General features: G+C 66.8%; 14 protein-coding genes. 6 read left to right on the top strand and 8 right to left on the bottom strand.

Annotation, left to right across the window (positions count from 1 at the left end):
• The first annotated feature begins 21 nt into the window (after positions 1 to 21).
• From IEW24_RS17765 to IEW24_RS17750, 4 genes are read left to right on the top strand one after another with little or no spacing between them, the layout of a single operon-like run.
• Complete coding sequence (locus IEW24_RS17765; RefSeq protein ID WP_188581072.1) at positions 22 to 729, top strand: class I SAM-dependent methyltransferase; 708 nt, start codon at positions 22 to 24, stop codon at positions 727 to 729.
• Complete coding sequence (locus IEW24_RS17760; RefSeq protein WP_188581070.1) at positions 726 to 1205, top strand: GtrA family protein; 480 nt, start codon at positions 726 to 728, stop codon at positions 1203 to 1205. The genes IEW24_RS17765 and IEW24_RS17760 overlap by 4 nt, the downstream gene beginning before the upstream one ends.
• A 12-nt stretch (positions 1206 to 1217) precedes the next feature.
• The gene (locus tag IEW24_RS17755; RefSeq protein WP_244644513.1) at positions 1218 to 1826 is read left to right on the top strand and encodes a class I SAM-dependent methyltransferase; all 609 of its coding nucleotides are present in this window, start codon (positions 1218 to 1220) and stop codon (positions 1824 to 1826) included.
• Between the two features lie 45 nt (positions 1827 to 1871).
• Positions 1872 to 4154, top strand: a complete 2283-nt coding sequence (locus IEW24_RS17750) for a hypothetical protein (RefSeq protein ID WP_188581068.1) — start codon at positions 1872 to 1874, stop codon at positions 4152 to 4154.
• A gap of 69 nt (positions 4155 to 4223) precedes the next feature.
• Here IEW24_RS17750 and IEW24_RS17745 read toward each other — a convergent pair whose 3' ends face one another.
• The 3 genes from IEW24_RS17745 to IEW24_RS17735 form a co-directional block, all read right to left on the bottom strand.
• Complete coding sequence (locus IEW24_RS17745) at positions 4224 to 8381, bottom strand: methyltransferase domain-containing protein (protein ID WP_188581066.1); 4158 nt, start codon at positions 8379 to 8381, stop codon at positions 4224 to 4226.
• 158 nt (positions 8382 to 8539) lie between these two features.
• Positions 8540 to 9214, bottom strand: coding sequence for a sulfite oxidase-like oxidoreductase (locus IEW24_RS17740; RefSeq protein WP_188581064.1), 675 nt, complete (start codon positions 9212 to 9214; stop codon positions 8540 to 8542).
• Between the two features lie 66 nt (positions 9215 to 9280).
• Positions 9281 to 10288: an LLM class flavin-dependent oxidoreductase gene (locus IEW24_RS17735; RefSeq protein ID WP_188581062.1), complete on the bottom strand. Its 1008-nt coding sequence runs from the start codon at positions 10286 to 10288 to the stop codon at positions 9281 to 9283.
• A gap of 376 nt (positions 10289 to 10664) precedes the next feature.
• On the opposite strand from IEW24_RS17735, the gene atzF reads away from it, so the two are divergent.
• Complete coding sequence (atzF, locus tag IEW24_RS17730) at positions 10665 to 12458, top strand: allophanate hydrolase (protein ID WP_188581060.1); 1794 nt, start codon at positions 10665 to 10667, stop codon at positions 12456 to 12458.
• 192 nt (positions 12459 to 12650) lie between these two features.
• Positions 12651 to 14747, top strand: a complete 2097-nt coding sequence (locus IEW24_RS17725) for a glycosyltransferase family 2 protein (RefSeq protein ID WP_188581058.1) — start codon at positions 12651 to 12653, stop codon at positions 14745 to 14747.
• 16 nt (positions 14748 to 14763) lie between these two features.
• Here IEW24_RS17725 and IEW24_RS17720 read toward each other — a convergent pair whose 3' ends face one another.
• From IEW24_RS17720 to IEW24_RS17700, 5 genes are read right to left on the bottom strand one after another with little or no spacing between them, the layout of a single operon-like run.
• Positions 14764 to 15477 (bottom strand): GntR family transcriptional regulator, encoded by a 714-nt coding sequence (locus IEW24_RS17720; protein WP_188581056.1) that lies wholly within the window; start codon positions 15475 to 15477, stop codon positions 14764 to 14766.
• Positions 15478 to 15516: 39 nt separating this feature from the next.
• Positions 15517 to 15882 carry an oxalurate catabolism protein HpxZ gene (hpxZ, locus tag IEW24_RS17715; protein ID WP_373870090.1) on the bottom strand — a complete coding sequence of 122 codons (366 nt, stop codon included), beginning with the start codon at positions 15880 to 15882 and terminating at the stop codon, positions 15517 to 15519.
• 41 nt (positions 15883 to 15923) lie between these two features.
• Positions 15924 to 17339 (bottom strand): AtzE family amidohydrolase, encoded by a 1416-nt coding sequence (locus IEW24_RS17710; protein WP_188581052.1) that lies wholly within the window; start codon positions 17337 to 17339, stop codon positions 15924 to 15926.
• A complete protein-coding gene (locus IEW24_RS17705; RefSeq protein ID WP_188581049.1) occupies positions 17336 to 17545 on the bottom strand; it encodes a DUF4089 domain-containing protein in 210 nt (69 codons plus the stop codon). Before IEW24_RS17705 ends, IEW24_RS17710 begins: the two co-directional genes overlap by 4 nt.
• A gap of 8 nt (positions 17546 to 17553) precedes the next feature.
• Positions 17554 to 19311 (bottom strand): dipeptide ABC transporter ATP-binding protein, encoded by a 1758-nt coding sequence (locus IEW24_RS17700; protein WP_188581048.1) that lies wholly within the window; start codon positions 19309 to 19311, stop codon positions 17554 to 17556.
• Positions 19312 to 19318: the final 7 nt, after the last annotated feature.

The raw sequence follows: 19318 nt of genomic DNA, 5'->3' as shown, positions 1-19318 counted from the left end.
GGCCACGGAGGTTCTGAATACATGGATCCGCAGCAGGCCCAGACGGCCAAGACGTTCGATGGCTACAAGGACAGCTATTCCGACGCCGTCGACGCTGCCGTTGCCTTCACCGGCCTCAAGACCGATTTCTTCACCCGCGTGAAGGCCGATTATATCGGCGATCTGGTCGCGACCCACTTCGGACCTGCGGCCCAGCTTTCGGCGCTGGATGTGGGCTGTGGCGTCGGCAACTACCATGCGCTGCTGAAGCCCCGCTTCCGCCAGCTCTCGGGTGTGGACGTGTCGAGCGCCTGCGTGGACACCGCACGCGAGCGCAATGCCGGCGTGGACTACAAGGTCTATGACGGCAGCGCCCTGCCCTATGCGGACGCGACCTTCGACCTCGCCTTCACCATCTGCGTCATGCATCACGTGCCGCCCGTACAGTGGCCGACCTTTGCGCAGGAGATGCGGCGGGTACTGAAGCCGGGCGGCCTCGCCCTCGTGTTCGAGCACAATCCCCGCAATCCGCTGACCATGCGCGCGGTGAACACCTGCCCGTTCGACGAGGATGCGGTGCTGCTGCGCAGTGAACAGACGGAGAAGCTCTATCGGGATGCCGGCTTCAGCGCCGTGCGCTCCAGCTTCATCCTCTCGGTGCCGGCGGCCAACGGCTTCCTGCGCGGGGTGGACCGGCTGTTCTCGGGGTTGCCCTTCGGCGCCCAGTATTACGTCGCGGCGACCGCGTGAGCCTCTCCCGGTCCTGGCTGCTTGACAGGCTGCGGGCGTTCGGGGCCTCCGACGCCTTGCTGCTGAAAGCCATGCGCTTCGGCATGATCGGCGTTCTGAGCGGCCTCGTCTTCGCGGGCGTGACGAGCCTGTTCGCCGGCCCGATGGGCGTGGGGCCGAAGCTGTCCTCCGTAGCCGGCTATGTGGCCTCCATGCCGTTGAACTTCATCGGCAACCGACGATTCTCCTTTCGGTCCCAGAACGGCCTTGCGGGGGATCTCGCCCGCTTCGTGCTGCTGCACGCCTGCAACATCCTGATCACCACCTTTGCCATGGGTGCCGTGGTGGACGTGCTGGGGCTGCACTACGCTTTCGGCATCGTGGCGGCGGTGGTTCTGGTGCCCTGCGTGAATTTCGCTGTTATGAACTGGTGGGTTTTCCGCAAAAACATTGCCCGGCCTGACGTGTCGCGCGATACGCTCAAGCGCAGGACGTGAAAGTCGCGATCAATGCTGAAGAAACTTCTGGACTCTCCCCTCGTTTATCAGACCTTCCAGGAAGCTGGCGGCTTCTTCGGCGCGCGGGTGAAGGCCATTGCGGAGTTCCTTCCGGTCAAGCCCGGCATGCGCGTGCTCGATATCGGCTGCGGCCCTGGCTACATCCTGAAATATCTGCCCGAGGGCGTGGATTATGTCGGCTTCGACATCGACCAGTCCTATATCGACCATGCGAATGCGCAGTTCGGCAAGCGCGGGCGCTTCTACTGCCGTTTCTTCGATGCGGCGGCGGCGCAGGAGTTCGGGCCGGTCGACATCGTGATGATGAACGGCGTGCTGCATCACATCTCCGATGCGGACCTCGCCGATACGCTGGCCAACGTGCGCACCGTACTGCGCCCCGGCGGCCTGCTGTTCTCGCTGGATGGCTGCTATCGGCAGGGCCAGTCGGGCTTCCGCAAATGGATGCTGGACAATGATCGCGGCGAGTTCGTGCGCGACGAGGCCGGCTATCGCGGCGTGCTCGGCCGGGTCTTCGATACGGTGGACCTGCACATCCGCGAGAACTATTCCCGCGTCCCCTACACCTTCGTGGTGGGCCTCGCTTCCAAGGCGCAATAAGCCCCCCGTCCTGCCCTTCGGGGCGCACGCGCTTCCCGGAATGAGATGAAACGGCCCCCCATTGCTCAGATCCTGCTGATCGCGGTCGCGCTGGCCGGGTTTGCCGTCTTCTATTTGCCTTATCTCTCCATGCGTTGGGCCTTCTCGCCCTTCGGCGACACGGTCTATCTGACCGGACCGCTGTTCTGCGAGATCTCGCGCAGCGTGCAGGCGGGCGTCACGCCGCTGATGAACTGGTCGAGCTTCGAGGCGCTCGACTTCAACCCTCATGTGGCGACCTACTACCCCTTCTATCTGTTCGGATGGCTGGATTTCTGCTCGCCCAAGGCGGCGGCGCAGGCCTCGGACGTGATCACGGTCCTGCATCTGGGCCTCTTCGCCGTCACCATGGGCAGCCTCATCCGCGCCACCGGGGCGGGATGGCTGGCCGCCATCTGCGGTGCCGCGCTCGCCGCGACGCTGCCGAACACATACACGATCGCCAACTTCCCCACCTTCATCACCGCCTTCGCCTGGCTGCCCATGGCCATCGAGGGCATGGTGCGACTGTTCTACCGGCGCCAGTTTCCCCTCGGCGCCCTGCTGCTGGCGGTGGGCACGAGCGCCATGCTCACGGCGGGCCCCGGCACCAACCTGCTCTCCGCGGTGGTGCTGATCGGCCTTGTGATGGGCGCCGATACCGCGATCCGGATCATCCGCACGCGCGACGTATCGTTCGCCATTCGCCTCGCCTGTGCGCTGGCCGTGGCGGGCGGCGTCATCGCCATTTTGAGCCTTGCCTCCACCATCAACCTGTTCAGCCATATCGGTGAACTGATCCGCTGGACGCGCAGCGGCCCGGTGGTGGGGCGTTCGGGCACGGCAAACATCACTGAAATCCTGACCGAGCAACGGGACTGGCGCGATCTGCCGCAACTGCTCGCACCCATCAATGTGAACTATGCGGTGGGCTATTATCTGCTCGGGCCCGCGGCCCTCCTCCTGGCCCTGCTCGGCGCCGTCCGGCGCTGGTCGGAGCCGATGGTGCGCGTATTCGCCATCCTCGTCGTGCTCTGCGTGGTTCTGGTGTTCCTCTCGCCCGCGCGGCTGGTCCTGATCTGGGCTTTCACGCCGGGCCTCAGCCATACGCGCCATCTCAGTCTCGTGGCCACGCCGCTGGCCCTCGGCATCGGCATTCTGGCCGGCCATGGCCTTGCGGTCCTGCTCGGCCGCGACGAGACAATCCCGCACCGTCCCGTGCTCCTGCTGGCGAGCCTGCTGGTGCTGGTGGCCGGGGTGGCCAGCATCCTGTTTTCCGGCCCGCTGCGGAGCTACGATCCGGCGATGTATCTCGCCGCCCTCGCCGCCGTCTCAGCCCTGCTGTTCGCCGGCCTCCTCGCGTTGCGTCCCGGGACGATCCGGCAGGCCGGCGTGGCGGGGCTTCTGGCCCTGCAATTTGCCTTTCTGTATGGCACCCTGCCGCGCAATGACGGCACGCCGGCCATGACGCGAACCGAGCTTTGGGGCGCCGTCGAAGCCGCCATCACACACATCCGCAACACGGATCCCGATCCCGGCCGGCTGGCGTTCCATCCCTCCATCCAGGGTGGCGATGTGGGCTACTTCCAGGCTGGTTCGGAAGCCACCTATCTCGACCTGCCCACCTTCAGCCACTACACCTCGCCCCGCATCTACTGGAAGTTCGTCCACGAGATCGGCCTCATCGGCGACAGCACTTACGCGCCGCTGGGCGGCAAGTATCTGATCTCCATGGCCGAGCAGCCGCAGACGCTGGGAAGCCAGGTGTTCCAGAGCGGTCCGATCCGGGTCTATCTGCTGAACAACCGTCGCCCGATGGTTGCAGCCATCTGCCCGGCAGCGGGACAGACGCCGCTGCCCGACATCGCCGGCCTGAAGGCGCCGCTCGGCCAATTGCCCTTGCTTCAGGGGCCGGAAGTCCAGACCATCGCCGGCTTCCAGGCTGGCAACAGTGACTGCCCCGCCGGTGCCATCGACGCAGCGGCGTGGATCGACCGCAGCCATAACTCGCTCGACTTCGCCATTGCGCCCGGCGGCGAGCGCCTGCTGGTGATCAGCATGCCACCTTATGGCGCCTGGCAGCTCTGGGTCGGGGGGCAGAGGGTGCCGCTCTACAATCTGCGCGAACAGCAGATTGTCGCGCAGGTGCCGGCCGACGTATCGGGACCGGCCATGCTGCTCTACCGCCCGACCGCCTATGCGTGGCGACTGAAGATCAGTCAGGGCGCCTGGGCGCTGGTCATCCTCGCGCTGGCCGGGGCGATCATATGGTCCGCGCGGCCGCAGGCGGCATCGGCGCCGAAAAGCTGAGAGCCCAGCCCCAGGCCGGCCACGTCCCTGTTCCGGCCCGGCGGTGAAGCCGGGCCGTCAACTTACCGATCAGTTCGGGCGCGCTCCGCCACCAAGTTCCGGGACCACGGAAGACATGAGCTCGCCCACCACGCGACGCGAATAGGTGTCGCGAATGAAGGCCAGCCCCTGCCGCACGCGCTCGGCCGTGGCCTCCGGCTCCGCCGCAACAGCGAGCACGGCACGGGCAAAGGCTTCCGCCTCATCCTCCACGCCGGTGAAGCGGCGCGGGTCCGGAATGCCCTGAACACCTACGGTGGTCGTCACCAGCGGCGTAGCGCGGGACAGGGCCTCAAGCACCTTGCCCTTCACACCGCCACCGAAGCGCAGCGGGGCGATCGCCGCCCCCACCTGCGCGTAGAGCCGCATCAGCTCCTCATCGGAGACGCGACCAAGCAACTCCACCTCGCCGCCTGACCCGGTATACAGATCGTCCGGCACATGCGAGCCGGCCACGAGGAAGCGATAGCGCGGCTCGACGGCACGAATGCGCGGGAGAACCTCGGCGATGAACCACTTCACCGCATCGACATTCGGCGTATGCCGGAACCCGCCGACGAACAGCAACGCATAGGGATCACGAGCTGCCAGAACAGCCGGATCGAAGGCCGCGATCTCATCATCGGCAAACACGTTGAGCGGAAGCGCAATACCCGCATGCTCGGGGCCGATCTCCGCCCTGATGACATCGATCTCTTCCTGACTCGGATACATATAGAGATCGACGGATCGACAGAGCTCCAGCTCCTCCGCCTTCATCGCCGTGATCTGAGGCAGGAGGGCGGCATCTCCGGTGACGCCATATTCAAGCTGCATGCGGCGGTAATGGAGATCGTGACCGTAATAAAGAACCTTGCCCTTGAAATGACGGGCAATCGCGCCCGTGTACTTCACGGCAATATGCGGGCGGCTGAGCAGGATATAGGTCAGTTTGCTGCCCAGCGGCTTCAGCCAATCCTCGAACCCGCCGATGTAATCCGCGCCATAGATGACCTCCACGCCCATGGCCTGGAGACGCGCCGTATAGTCCGGATCGCGATAGAGATTGTCGGGCCAGAAGCTGACCTGGAAGCCGCAATCGAGGAACAGGCGGATGTGATGATACATGGACCGGGAGCCCGCATCGCGGTCCCACTGCGGTACGTAATGATCGACCAGCAGGATATGCGGCTTGGAGGCTGAACGATCCCGCGTGAAGAACACCTCCTCGCCGTTGGCGAAGTGGTCACGCTCCAGCACCGTGCGCCAGCGCTCGAACAGGCGCTCCATGTTGCGCACCTGATAGGCCTTGATGCCCTGCGTGAGATCACGCCCGTGGCTGCGCCCCTCGTGATGCACGAGTTCCGACAGCGGCTGGTACACCACCTTGCGCCCGGCCGCGCGAACCCGGAACGCCAGATCGGCATCTTCGCAATACGCAGGCTTGTAGATGGGGTCGAAGCCCTCCAGCTGGCGCCACAGCTTGGTTTCTATGATCAGCGAAGCGCCGGAGCAGAAGTCCACTTCCTTCAGATAATTGAACTGCGGCGCACGCGGATCGGCGTTCCGGCCGAAGTTCCAGGCGGAACCGTCCCGCCAGAAGATGCCGCCGGCCTCCTGCAGGGTGCCGTTCCAGTTCAGAAGCTTGGAACCGGCGAGGCCAACCAGCGGATCGGCCTCGAACGCCGCCCAGAGCCCTTCCAGCCATCCTGACAGGATGACCGTATCGTTGTTGAGCAGCACCAGATAATCGCCTCGGGCGATGCTTGCCGTGGCGTTGCAATTGGCCAGGAAGCCGAGGTTCACGCCGTGGCCCACATGCTGGACGACGCCACCGATCTGCTTGATGGCCTCTTCGGTGCCGTCGTTCGAGCAATCGTCGCCGATCAGGATCTCGTAATGCAGGTCACACGCCTGCTCCAGCAACGAGACCAGGCAGACAAGGGTGTCAGCGATATTGTTATAGACCGGCACCAGGATCGACACCGTCGGCAAGGCCCCACCGAAGCGTCCGGCCCGCGCCTCGGACAGCTCGCGGGCGCGCGTGCTCAACCGGCGAAAATCGGCGCTCTCGATGAAGGGCCTGCGCGAGCGCTGCGCACGCGCGATGGCACCGAACAGATAGTTATACAGCGGACGCCGATCGAGACGCCCCGTATCTGCCAGATACTCGCTGACCCCCGCCGGCAAAGCATAGCCCTGCCCTGTCGTGGGCGGCCATGGACCATCCGTCACGTCATCGTCGAAGGCATCGTCGTCATGTGAGCGGAACAGGGTCTCCAGCAGCTCCACCGGCGAACCACCGGAGAGCCGGCAGAACTCCGCAGCCGCGATCACATCCTGCCGGGTGGAGAAATCGAAGCTGGCGAGATTTCCCTGCCGCAGGAAGTGGAAGAACGGGATCAGGTTCGAGTCCCGCGCATCCGGATTTGCCTGCCAGTAATGCGCGGAATTGAAGACCGGATTGGGGTCACGTCCCTCGAAACCGCCGGTGGTGACGTAATGGACGAGGGGATTGACGCCCGCGGCTTGCACATCCGGATAGCGGTGCAGGTACCAGTCGTTATGGAAGTAGGGATGGGGCGACCGCCCCTCCCGCCAGCCCGAAACCAGATAATGCAGCAGCGGATTGATACCCGCCGCCTTCACATCCGGATTCTCGGTCAGATAATAGAAGGCATCGAAAAAGGGGTGCGGCGAGAGCTCGAACAGCGCCGGATCGGTCAGATAGGCCCGCAGCAACGGCTTCTCGGGCGTGTGCATCGCCCCCTGGCTGATCAGACGCTCAAAATCGATCAGCGGATGAACGGGCCGGCCTTCCTTCTCTCCCCAGGTCAGGAAGTGACGATAGGCATCGACCTTGCTCTGCGCGAGATCGGGATTGAGCTGCAGATAGAATTCAGGGACGAAGAAGGGATGGGGGCTCAATTCGCCGCGCTGCTTGGCACGCAGATAGGCGATGACCGGGACACGGCCATTGAGCTGGTCCGGATGGCGCAGCGTAAACCAGCCGGAATGGAAGAAGGGATGCGGATCCCGCCCCTCCTTGAGGCCTTTGGCCTGGAAATGGACAAACGCCGTGTCCGGCGTCACGCTGCCGCCGACTTGCGCGCTGTACCACTGGGCATCGAAAAGCCCGAGACGCTCGATGCTCCGCCAGACCGGCCGGAACCGACTGAAATCGGGCTTCCGCCGCCTGCGGCGTGAGGGGACGGCCAATGCGGCGCGGATGGCGTCCGTTGCGCTCCGCAATTCATAGCTTACACGCAGAGACAGAAGCGCCGTGCCGCCGGGGCTGCCCCCGCACTCGTTGAGCGACTTCTCCAGAGCGCGCAAGCGCGCCTCGATCTCGGCCTTGTCCCGTTCCGCATTCGCGAGGCGCTGACGCAGCACCTCGTCCTCCTCGTGGAGACCGGACGCCCAGTGCATCACCCGCGTGTTTTCGATCCACAGATCATCGCCCGGGGCGACGAAGACGGAATGGGCCAGCGCCTCTCCCGAGACCGGCCGGTCGGAGCAGAAGGCGACAAGGTATTCCGGCTCGGGAAACTGACTGGCCACACGCTCCGTTTGCGGGCGGTCGAGATCGTCGCCGTAGCGCCCCTCGTAGCCCACATAGCCGTTGGCCTCTCCACCCTTCTCCAGCGGGGCCATGAGGGAAACGATGGCCATGCGCTCCCCCATCATGCTCACATGCGGGAACTGCACTTCCAGAAGTTCGGTGAACTCCCGAAGGTCCAGCTCCTTCACATGGAACTCGTTGGGCGCCTTGAAGCGGTTGTAAACCTCGCGGCTGGGCGTGGAGACCACGAACAGCCCGCCCGGCTTCAGAACCCGGCGCACCTCGGCAATCACCCGCTCCTGCCGGTCCACATGCTCGATCATCTCGAAGGAGACGATCACGTCGAAGCTGGCATCCGGGAACGGCAGGTCGTGGGCCGAGCCCACCTGATAGGAGACGCGCCCCTCCACGCCGTAAAGCGCATTGGCGGCTGCAACGGTCTCCGGATCCACATCCAGGCCGGTGACGCGCACGGCGGCTTCACCGAGGATGGCGGAGCCGTAGCCCTCGCCGGACCCGAGATCCAGAACCACCGCTCCGGCCACGCATTCGCGACAGACGGCGTAACGGTGAAGATGCTCGTACGCGATCTGCCCCTTGAGGCTTGGCCGGAAACGCTCCAACTGGTCCAAGGCAACCTCACCCATTCCCCCCGCCCGCCACGCGGACGCCCACCAAATAGTGGTTCGCTCTTAACCCAACGGCCGGCTGTTTTCCAGCGGCCGGAAAGGGCGGAAGCGTTGCCGCAGATACCTTTTGCGCGCACGTGGACAGCTCTCGGGCGGGAGAGGCCGGCGCCCGGCCCTCACTCTTCCGAATAGCGCTCTTCCGTCCAGGGATCTCCGCGCTCGTGATAGCCGCGCACTTCCCAGAAGCCGAGGCGATCGGCCGGGATGAACTCGATGCGCTTCACCCACTTGGCGCTTTTCCAGAAATAGAGATGGGGAATGATCACCCGCAGCGGGCCGCCATGCGCCCGGGAGAGCGGCTGTCCCTGCCAGCTGTGCGCCAGAATCGCGTCCTCGGCGGCGAAATCCTCGATCGGCACATTGGTGGTGTAGCCGTCATAGCTGTGCATCACCACGAAGCGCGCGTTCATGCGCGGCTCCACCAGCGCCAGCAGATCACGCGTCAGCAGGCCATCCCAGCCATTGTCGTAGCGCGACCAGGTGGTCACGCAGTGGATGTCCGTCACCAGATGGGACTGCGGCTGATGCTGGAACTCCGCCCAGCTCCAGCTGGCCGGATGATCCACGAGGCCATCCACGTCCAGCCGCCAGGCGGACGCCTGGATCTCCGGCTGGAGGCCGAGGTCGAGCACGGGCCAGTCCTTCACCAGATGCTGGCCCGGCGGCAGGCGTTCATCGCCGGTGCGATCCACGCGGCCGGTGAGAAAGCGCCCTTCCCGCGCCCAGCGCTGCTTGGTCAGCGTGAGCTTGGTGTCCGGTGGCGCGGCAGACGGATCGAATATCTCGGACATGGCGGCACCTTCCCTGTCGGCCGTCGCGAAGCAGCCGTCAGCCGATCATAGGCGAAGTCCCACCCCTCAGCACAACGCCGGCTGACGCGCCGCCGCAAGGCCCAGTCCCGACAGGATCTCGTAGGAACGCAGGCGCGCGCCATGATCATAGATGGCGGAAGCCACCATCAGTTCATCGGCGCCCGTTTCCGCGATCAGGGCCTCGAGCCCGGCCTTCACCGTCTCCGGCCCGCCGACCACCGCACGGCCCAGCATGCCGTTGACCTGAATCTTCTCATTGGGCGTCCAGTAGGTCTCGATATCGTCGATGGGCGGCGGCAGCTGGCCGCGCGCGCCACGGAACATGTTGGCGAAGCTCTGCTGGGTGGACGTGAACAGGCGCCGCGCCTCGGCATCGGTTTCCGCCGCCACCAGCGGCACGCCGACCATGGCATAGGGCTTCTGCAACTGGGCCGAAGGCTCGAAACGCTCGCGATAGACCCGCAGCGCCGGCAGCAGCAGCTCCGGGGCGAAGTGGGAGGCGAACGCGTAAGGCAGCCCCAGCATGGCGGCCAGTTGCGCGCCGAACATGCTGGACCCGAGGATCCACAACGGCACCTGCGAGCCGGCGCCGGGCACGGCGCGGATGCGCTGGTTGGGCTGCTCGGGCGCCAGCAGGGCCTGCAATTCCAGCACGTCCTGCGGGAAGGCATCGGCGGTGGCAGGGTCGCGGCGCAGCGCGCGCAGGGTCATCTGGTCGGTGCCCGGAGCGCGACCAAGGCCGAGGTCGATGCGGCCGGGATAGAGCGCATCAAGCGTGCCGAACTGCTCGGCGATCACCAGCGGCGAATGGTTGGGCAGCATGATGCCGCCGGCCCCGACGCGGATGCGCTCCGTGCCCTGCGCCAGATAGCAGATGACCACCGAGGTGGCTGCGCTGGCGATGCCGACCATGTTGTGGTGCTCGGCAACCCAGAAACGGTTGTAGCCCCAGCGCTCCGCATGGCGCGCCAGATCGAGGCTGCGGTGCAGGGCTTCGCGGGCCGTCGCTCCCTGGGGAATGGGGGCAAGGTCGAGAATGGAAAGCAATGTCATGGCGATGATCCGGGAAGGGGCGGCAATAAGCTCGGCCCATGAGATCAGAACCGTGACTGCCGATTGCAAGGGTGGACGCTAGGTCAGCCGTGCGAGAGCGGCCGGAAACAACAGCTGCTGCACGCGCAGCTTCCCGGAAACGGCACCCAAACTGCATGCACGGCACACATTTTAGATTAATATCTAATCATTTACATAAAATATGCTCAATATCAGATCATCATGAACCGGCGCCCCGGAATACCAGCACACGCGCTCCCCGCTGCTGCCCGTTCGAAACACAGGAAGCAGGCGACCTCTGCCGATCGGGAACGGGTTGATCGCAGCTGGCGCGGTTCCTGCTTAGGGACGGGAAAACAAACGCTCAGGAGCCGCCATGGACACCCTCGCTTCCCTTCTCACAGCCCATCGCAGTGGCCGGAGCAGCCCCTCGGACACGATCCGCGCCACCTACAGGCGCATCGCCGCCCATGCCGACCCTGCCATGTTCATCACCCTGCGGCCGGAGGCGGATGTGCTGGCGGAAGCCGCCGCGCTCGAAGCCCGCAAGGCTGCCGCCCTGCCGCTCTACGGCATTCCGGTGGCGGTGAAGGACAATATCGACGTGGCCGGCCTGCCCACCACCGCCGCCTGCCCCGCCTTCGCCTATGAGCCGACCGTTGACGCGGTCGCCGTCGCCCGCCTCAAGGCGGCCGGCGCACTGATCATCGGCAAGACCAATCTCGACCAGTTCGCCACCGGCCTCGTGGGCGTGCGCTCGCCTTATGGCGTGCCGCGCAACGTCTTCAAGCCGGACCTCGTGCCCGGCGGCTCCTCCTCCGGCTCGGCAAGCGCGGTGGCCGCCGGCATCGTGCCCATCGCGCTCGGCACCGATACCGCAGGCTCCGGCCGCGTGCCGGCCATGCTGCAGAATATCGTCGGTCTCAAGCCCAGCCTCGGCCTCGTGCCCAACACCGGCCTCGTGCCGGCCTGCCGCACGCTGGACGCCATCTCCATCTTCGCCCTCACCGTGGACGATGCCATGGCGGTGCTGGAGGTCATGGGCGGCTATGAGGCCTCCGATGCCTTCTCACGCCCCCTCACCATCGCTCCGCTCGGCCCCATGCCGGAGAAGCCGACCATCGGTATCCTGCCGCCGGCCCAGCGCGAATTCTTCGACGATGCGGATGCCGCTGCGGCCTATGAGAGCGCGCTCGCCCGCCTCGCCGGGCTCGGTGCCACGCTGAAGGAAATCGACTTCGCTCCCTTCGCCGAGACCGCCCGCCTGCTCTACGAGGGCCCCTGGGTGGCCGAGCGCTTCATCGTCGCGGAAGACCTGCTCGCCCGCGATCCCGATGCCATCCATCCCGTCACCCGCACCATCACGGAAGCAGGCGGAAAATCCTCGGCCGCCGATGCCTTCCGCGCCCTCTACCGCCTGCAGGAACTGCGCGCCGCCGTGAAGCCGTTGCTCGCGGGTCTGGATGCCATCCTCGTGCCCACCGCGCCCACCGCCTACCGGCTGGACGAGGTGCTGGCCGATCCCATCCGCCTCAACTCGCGGCTCGGCACCTACACCAATTTCGTCAACCTGCTGGACATGTGCGGCACCGCCGTCCCGGCCCATATCGCTGCGAGCGGCGTACCCTACGGCGTCACCTTCCTGGCCCCCGCCGGGCAGGATGGCGCGGTCGCCTCCCTCGCCCGCGCCTTCGCCGCCGACGCGGACATGCCGCTGGCCGCGAGCGCCGATCATGCCGCATATCCCGCGCTCGGCGCCCTGCCTGATCCGGAGCGCGTGGACATCTGCATGTTCGGCGCCCACCTATCCGGCCTGCCGCTGAACGCGGAAGTGAAGTCCTTCGGCGGTCGCTTCGTCGCCAGCGTCACCACGGCTGCCGCCTATCGCATGGCACTCATCGAGGGCGACGTGCCCCGGCCGGGCGTCAGCCGGGTGCGGGAGGGCGGCACCGCCATTGCCGGCGAGATCTGGTCGCTGCCGTTCGACGGCGTGGGGCGGCTGCTCGCAACCATCCCCGCCCCGCTGGGGCTCGGCTCGGTGGAACTGGCCGATGGCCGCCGGGTGGCGGGCTTCCTGGCCGAAGCCGTGCCCATGGCCGGCTGCCCCGACATCAGTGCGTTCGGCGGCTTCCGGGCCTATCTCGCAAGTCTCACCAGCCCCGCCGCGTGATCGCCGCGCCGCGCCTGCTCCGGCAGTGCGCGGCGCAGCTCCTGTGCTATACTGCCCTTGCGCCGCCAAAGATTGGCCGGCATGCACGTACCCTTCACAATCTCGGCCTAGTTTGCCGGATGACGATTTCTCCCGGGGGTGGGAGGCGCTTTTGGCGGCTTGCGCTCGAGAGCGCCTGGGGATGCAGGGCCCATGGCGATACGCAACAGCGAGCAGCACGCGCTTCTTGAACGGACCATCGCCAATCGCCGCAATCGGTCCCTGTTCCGGAAGCTCTGGACGTCCGTGCGCCCGCGCCTGCGGGCCAGAAGCTCGGATGTGGCCGTTGTCCGCCAATCCCTGTTCTTCGATGCCGACTGGTATGTGAGCACATATCCGGACGTGGCCGGCGGCAAGCTTGATCCCGCCGCGCATTTCGTGCGCCACGGCGCCCGCGAGGACCGCGACCCCGGCCCCTTCTTCTCCACCAGCACCTATCGCCGCCTGCACCTCGATTCCACGCAGGGCCACATCAATCCGCTGGTGCATTTCGAGACCGTCGGCTGCACCACCGGCTGCGCCCTCGCCTTGTCCGCGGAGAGCAGCGCGGCCTGGTGGCACGATCGCCTGCACGATCACGACCGCGCCGCCGTGCGGCGGCACATCGCGCATTTCAAGCACAAGCCGCTGCTCAGCGTCTGCATGATCCTCGATGCGCCGGACGAGACCTGGCTGCGCGATGCGCTGGGTTCACTGGCCGGGCAGGTCTATCCGCTTTGGGACCTGCGCATCATGTTCGCGCGCACGGAGCCCCCTCACATCCAGACGCTGCTGGAGCGGGCCGCCGCCGAGGATCACCGGGTGGTGCTGGTGCCGCTCGCACCCGGACTGCCGGAGGCCGATCGCTGCAATGCGGCCATATACGGCGCCAAGGGCGATTTCGCGCTCCGGCTCGGCCAGCACGACCGCCTGCACGAAACCGCGCTCTACGAAATCGCCAACCGCATCAATCTGGCACCGGACGCGGACGTTCTCTATTCCGACGACGACGTGGTGGACGCGGCGGGCGCCTATTCGTCCCCTCACTTCAGGACCAGCTACGACCCCGAGCTTCTGCTGGGCCAGGGCCTCACCGAAGGTCTAGCCGCCTGCCGCACCGCGCTTCTCGCCGCCGTCGGCGGCTTCCGGCCGGGGTATGGGGCCGCCAGCAGCTATGACCTCATCCTGCGCGCCTGTGCCTTCACCAGCATGGATCGCATCCATCATATCCCCGAGCTGCTCTATCACCGCCGAGCCCGCACCCCAGACGATGCGGAGATCGCCGCCACCGCCGAGGCCCGCCAGCGCGTGCGCCGGGATGCCGTGAAACGGCGCGGGGAAAACACGGAGATCCGGCAGCATCCCCGCAACCCCGTATGGGCGCGCATCGTCCGCCCCCTCCCCGCCATCGTGCCCAAGGTCTCCGTCATCGTGCCCACGCGCGATCGGGCGGACCTGCTGGCGGTCTGCGCGCGCGGCGTGCTGGAGACCACGCGCTATCCCGATCTGGAGCTGATCATCGTCGATCACCAGAGCCGGGAAGCGGCGACCTTGCGGCTGTTCGACGAGCTGCGGCGCGATCGGCGCGTGCGGATCATCCCGTTCGTGGGCGAGTTCAACTTCTCCGCCATCAACAACTTCGCCATGTCGCAGTCCCAGGGCGACGTCATCGCGCTGCTGAACAACGATATCGAGATCACGCATCCGGACTGGCTCGAGGAGATGGTGCCTCTCGCCATGCGCCCCGACACCGGGGCCGTGGGCGCGAAACTCTATTATCCCGACGGCACGATCCAGCATGCGGGCGTGGTTGCCGGGCTTGGCGGACCGGCAGGACACGCCTTTGCCTTCGCGCCGGGCGACACGCTGGGCGACCATGGCCGCGCCGTGCTGACCCGCACCGTGTCCGCCGTTACCGCCGCCTGCCTCGTGATCCGCCGGGAGGCCTATCAGGGCGTCGGCGGCTTCAATGCGGAAGAGTTGCCCGTCGCCTTCAACGACATCGACCTGTGCTTCCGCCTCCAGCGGGCCGGGTACCGCAATGTCTGGACGCCGTTCGCCGAGCTGGTGCACCACGAATCCGCCTCGCGCGGCAAGGAAGAGACGCCTGAGCAGAAGGCCCGCTTCGCCCGCGACGAAGCCTATATGCAGGCCTGCTGGGGCGACCTCATCCGCAACGACCCCTTCTACAACCCCAATCTGTCACTGACCTCGGCCGACTATGCGCGCGCGCCCTCCCGCCGCGACCGGCCGTGGAAGGACTATTTCTGAAAGCCCGGCCAGCGGCTCAGACGCTCTCCGCATAGCGTTCATAGGCCACCTCGACGGTCAGGATGTGGGCGCGCATGGCGCTGGCCGCTTCCATCCTGTCGCCACGCAGGATGGCCTGCACCACCGCATCATGTTCCGCATAGGAGAGCGCGAGGCGCCCCAGCGTGCGGAACTGCGCGCGGCGGAACGGCTGAAGCCGGGCGCGCGTGGCCAGCGTGATCTCGGCCAGATACGCGTTGTGGGCCCCGCCATAGAGGAACGTGTGGAAGCGGTCGTTGAGGAAGGTGTAGTTGGCCTCATCACCGCGCCGGGTCAGGTCGGCCAGCTCGGCGTGGATGGCTTCCAGCTGCCCCCGCTCGGCCTTGGTCATGTGCACGGCGGAAAGGCCCGCGCACAGCGCCTCCAGTTCCGCCATGACATCGAACATGCCGCGCAGGCGATCCAGCGAGGGTTTCGCCACCAGCGCGCTGCGGTGGGGCCGCGTCTCCACAAGGCCCGAGGCCGCCAGATCCCGCAGCACCTCGCGCACCGGGGTGCGCGAGACGCCATAGCGCTTGGCCAGTTCCATCTCCTCCAGCGCCGTACCCGGGGCGATGCGTCCGCGCACGATGTCGTCGGCGATCTGGAGCCGCAGTTCCTCCGTGCGCGTCACCGCCCGGCTGGCGGTGCGGCGACGCCGGGGGCGCTGGGGAGAGGGGGCCGAAACGGCCTCGGAGACGGGGGTGGACATGACAAAGGCCAAGGCTGAGGAAAACCTGATCGAGGAACGCTATGCGCCCGGATCGGCGATGACGCTGACATGGGCGGCGACCACGCGCCAGCCTTCCGGACGGCGCACCCAGGTCTGCTGCTGCCGCCCCACCTTGCCGCTCATACCCTCGCGCACGAACAGCGTGGAGGCGGTGGCGAAATCGGTGCCGAAGGTGGTGATGACCGTGCGCGAAATCGCCCGCATCAGGCCCTGCGGCGAGCGGGCATTGCGGAAGGCGCGGATTTCCCCGATGCCGTAGAGATTCTCGCCGCCGCCATAGCGGATGGTGCGGCCATCATCCCAGAACAGCTCGTCCAGCACCGCCACGTCGTTGCTGACGAGGGCCTGCTCATAGCGGGCGAAAGCCGCTTCCACCTCGGCCATCACGGCCGGATCGTTGATCTGCACGTTACGTTTCCTTCAACTCACAACGCGGCAACCGGGGCCTTCACGGCGCCGGAGGCTTCCAGATGGCGGGCCACACGCAAGGCGATGTCTTCCCGCCACGGCGGCGCGATGACCTGTACGCCCATGGGCAAGCCATCGTCGATCCACACCGGCACCGCCGCCACCGGCAGGCCGATGAAGGAGATGGGCTGGGTGTAGATGCCGATGTTCGGCCGCACCAGCATGCGCTCGCCATCCAGCTCGAAATGGGTCTGGCCCAGCAGCGGCGCGCGACACGGCGTGGAGGGCGCGAGGATCACGTCCACCTCCTCGAACAGCTTCGCCATCTGCGTCTGGTAGTGGCGGCGGAAGCGCTGCGCGCCCGCAACCCATGCCGCCGGAATGGCAAGGCCCGCGATCAGCCGATCGCGCACCGCCGGGTCGAAGTCCTGCGGCCGGGCGCGCAGGCGGTTCGCATGCAGCGAGGCCCCCTCGGCGGCGGTGATGATGTAGGCGGAGGCGCGTGCGCGGGCCGCGTCGGGCAGCTCCACCGTGCGCGTTACGCCGAGCGCGGCGGCCACATGGTCCACCGCCGCATAGGCTTCCGGCATGCCCTTGGCGCGGAAATAGCCGCCCGCCACCGCGATGCGCAGATCACTGACGCCGCTCTCCAGAACGGGCGAAACGGGTTCCAGCGGGCGCGGCACCTGCACCGGGTCGGCCGGGTCCGCGCCCTGCATGGCGTCATAGGCCAGCGCGAGATCGGAGACAGTGCGGGCGAAGGGCCCGAGATGGTCCAGCGCCGACACGAAGGGGAAGCTGCGTGCCCGCGACAGGCGGCCATAGGTGGGCTTCAGCCCGAAGATGCCGCAGAAGGCCGAAGGCACGCGGATCGAGCCGTTGGTGTCCGAGCCCAGCGCCAGCGGCACCAGCCCCGCCGCGATGGCCGCGCCCGAGCCGCCCGACGAGCCGCCGGACATATGGCCGAGATCGTGCGGATTGCGCGAGGGGCCGTCATGGACGTTCTCGCCGGTGAAGTCATAGGCATACTCGCCCATGTTCAGGCCGCCCACGAGGATGGCGCCCTCGCCTTCCAGCTTCGTCACCAGCGCGGCGTCGTGGGCGGCGGGGGCCAGATCGCGGTTGATCTTCGAACCGGCGCGGGTGGGCAGTCCGGCGATGTCGAACAGGTTCTTCACTGCGAAGGGCACGCCCGCGAGCGGCCCCAGCGTCTCGCCCGCCGCACGGCGGGCGTCGATCCTATCCGCAGCCGCGTGGGCGCGCTCGGCGGTCACATCGGTGAAGGCGTTCACCTGCGGATTGAGGGCGGCGATGCGGGCGAGCGTCGCGTCCACGACGGCGCGGGCGCTCACCCGGCCGTCACGGACGGCCGCGGCAATCTCGGCAGCCGGGGCGGTGGCGAAGGGCGTTGCCATGTCGGATTGCGCGTTCATGGCCGGAACACCGCTGCGGGCTCGGCCTCATCACCGAGGTCGGCGGAGAGCACGAACTGGGCCGCATCCGCAATGGTGCGCAGATAGGAGAAGGCCTCCTTGCGCCATGCTTCCTCGGCCGGAATGGAGAAGGCGACGATGCCGGCGTCCAGCAGGTCGCTGACCGCCTCGTCAGCGAGGCGCGGTGGCGGGGTAAAATCGGACATGACTGGCCTCACACGGGCGGATGGGGAATGGCGGCGATGAGTTCGCGGGTGTAGGCGTCTTTCGGCGCCTCAAGCACCTCCTGCGAGGTGCCCTCCTCCACCACGCGCCCCTGCCGCATGACGATGACGCGGTCGCACAGCAGCCGCACCACATGCAGATCGTGGGACACGAACAGATAGCTCATGCCGAGCGTCTGTTTCAGTTCCTCCAGCAGGTTCAGAACCACCGCCTGCACGGACACGTCGAGGGCCGCCGTGGGCTCGTCGAGGATGACGAGATCGGGCTTCAGCGCAATGGCGCGGGCGATGCCCACGCGCGCCTTCTGACCGCCGGAGAGCTGATGCGGGAAGCGGTCCAGCAGGTCCGCCGGCAGGCCGACCATGCGGGCCAGCTCCTCCACCTTGTCATCCAGCGCCGCCCCGCCCCGGAGACCACCCATCCCGCCCATGCGCAGCAGCGGATCGGCGATGGCGCGGGCGGCGGTGTAGCGCGGGTTGAGGCTCTCGGTGGGGTCCTGAAACACCATCTGGATGCGGCGGCGGATGGGGTGATGGGCAAAGGACCGGGCCGGAATGGCGCCGATGTCCTGCCCGTCGAAGGTGATGCGGCCCGCCGTCGGGTCGATGAGGCGCATGACGATTGTGGAGGTGGTGGACTTGCCGCAGCCGCTCTCGCCCACGAGGCCGACGCTCTCGCCCTTCTTCACCTCGAACGAGATGCCGTCCACGGCGCGGAAGATGGCGTCCTTCGGGTCCACCGCCTTGCCGGTGAACTTCGCGAACAATGGCGAGGGAGCGCCCTGCCGGGGGTATTCCTTGATGAGGTTCTCCACCTTCAGCAGCGGCACATCCGAGGTGGCAACCGCCGGGGCGGAATGGGCCGCGACACCGCCCTCGCCTTCCGGGAGCAAATCGCCCAGAACGATGCCGGGACGCGGCGTCGCGCGCATGAGCTTGCGGGTGTAGGGGTGCTGCGGATTGCGGAAAATCTGTTCGGCGGGGGCGGTCTCCACCACCTTGCCTTTCTCCATCACCATCACCGTGTCGCAATAGGTGGCGGCAAGCCCGAGATCATGGGTGATGAGCACGGTGGACATGCCGCGCGCCCGCGTCAGCTCCGTCACCAGCTCCATCACCGCCTTCTGGGTGGTGACGTCGAGGCCGGTGGTGGGCTCGTCGGCGATCAGCAGCTGCGGCCGGCAGGCCAGCGCCAGCGCGATGACGATGCGCTGGCACATGCCGCCGGACAGCTCGAACGGATAGGCGTGATACCGCTCCTCCGGGCGCGCGATGCGCACCTGATTGAGGATGTCGATCACCTTCTCCTTCACATTGCGCGGCTCGGCCTGCACGTGCTGCAGCAGCACGTCACCGATCTGATGCCCCACCTTGCGGATGGGGTTCAACGCGGCGCGCGGGTTCTGGAAGATCATGGACATCTCGCGCCCGCGCAGGTCGCGCATTTCGCGCTCGCTGGCATGGGCGACATCGATGCCGGAGAAGCTGATCGCGCCCTCGGCGATGCGTCCGGCGCGGTCGAGAATGCGCATCACCGTGTAGGAGGTGACGGATTTTCCCGAGCCGCTTTCGCCCACGATGCCGAGGGTCTCGCCCTTGGCGAGGGTCAGGTTGACCTTCTCCACCGCCCGCACGATGCCCCGGCGGGTGGCGAATTCAACCGTGAGGTCACGCACCTCCAGCAGCTTGCCGTGGGGCTGCTCGGCGGAGGCGAGGATTGCGGAGGCTGGATCGACGACGCCATGCATGGGTCCG

Origin of the sequence: Azorhizobium oxalatiphilum, assembly GCF_014635325.1 — a bacterium.
Lineage (GTDB): Bacteria > Pseudomonadota > Alphaproteobacteria > Rhizobiales > Xanthobacteraceae > Azorhizobium > Azorhizobium oxalatiphilum.
The sequence above is the reverse complement of the archived record's forward strand: the minus strand, read 5'-3'. Positions and strand labels throughout refer to the sequence as shown.